Source organism: Paenisporosarcina sp. TG20 (genome assembly GCF_000286315.1).
In the GTDB taxonomy this organism is placed as follows: domain Bacteria; phylum Bacillota; class Bacilli; order Bacillales_A; family Planococcaceae; genus Paenisporosarcina.
Genome location: NZ_ALJG01000055.1, coordinates 1 through 1,147 on the forward strand (window position 1 = coordinate 1; position 1,147 = coordinate 1,147).

The following is a 1,147-nucleotide window of genomic DNA, read 5'->3' on the forward strand; positions in this document are numbered from 1 at the left end:
CTCAAGCCGAAAGTCGGGCTAGGTCATTTTTTTATTACCCATAATTTTGAAAATACGAAAAAAGAACCAAAGGCTAAGTTTACGAGAAAGAAGTTGATAAATTACAGCATAGTACTTTAGACGTCTATATGTTAATATTATGTTCTATTAGTAATGAGTTGTTATATGAATATAATGTTATATTTTATAGAACTTAGGAATATAATGATAATTATTTTTGATTGAAAGTTAAGTATAGAAAGAAGGACAAGTCTAATGAAGTTTTTAACAATTCTAACAGCATCAATATTGATGTTCTTTAATTTTTCTTCCGCAATCAATGTATATGCTTTTACAGATGCAAGCAGTGGACCAACGATTGAAAGCATGAATGTTGAACAAAAAGAAGTGACAATTGGCGATACAGCAAAGATCAGTGTAAAGATTAAGGAATACCAAGAGTATAGATATCTTAATCTATCTTATACGGCTCCATTAACGGGTAATGGTATAACATTAAAACTCAGTTTTAATGATGAATCAAAGTTGTTTGAAGGAAGTTTTCCTATAAACAATAATATTGAACCCGGAAATTACGTACCTCATATGTTAAGTCTATATGGTTCTGGTATTACATCTATTTATGAATATGAGTTTGAGAACGGGGAATTTATTGTTCACGGAACTGATGGTATTGATTTGATTGACAGCATACATGTGGATCAGAAAGAAGTAACAGCTGGAGATACGGTAAAAGTAGGTTTGAAGACGTCAAGTTATGAGGGAATTAACTATATGAACTCTTATTTTGAGTCACCGTTAACTAACCAGAGATTATCCGTTTCGTTATACTATAATCCCGATACAAATGAATTTGAGGGCAACATTCCTATATCTAGCATTACAGAATCTGGCACATACAAACTTACTATGCTAAATACATATGAAGTTGGAAATAATACAACGGCTTTTTATAGTTCTCGATATGCTGATAAGTTTCAACATGCAGATTTTACTGTAAGTGGTACAAATGCTACCAATATAATTGAAAGCATTACGCTTGATAAGCACGAAGTAACGATTGGAGAAACAATTAACTTTGCAGTCAAATTACCGGAGATTGTGGGTATTAATTATATAAATATTTACACTAGCGTTGCATAAAAAA

General features: G+C 31.4%; 1 protein-coding gene. It reads left to right on the forward strand.

What is annotated here, in order from left to right; translation table 11 throughout:
* Positions 1 to 255 precede the first annotated feature (255 nt).
* The gene (locus B371_RS0100300; protein WP_019412376.1) at positions 256 to 1,143 is read left to right on the forward strand and encodes a hypothetical protein; all 888 of its coding nucleotides are present in this window, start codon (positions 256 to 258) and stop codon (positions 1,141 to 1,143) included.
* The last annotated feature ends 4 nt before the right edge of the window (positions 1,144 to 1,147 follow it).

Bases quoted from the DNA above. Each gene is read 5' to 3' on its own strand.
- B371_RS0100300 (WP_019412376.1), top strand. From the start codon at position 256: ATGAAGTTTTTAACAATTCTAACAGCATCAATATTGATGTTCTTTAAT.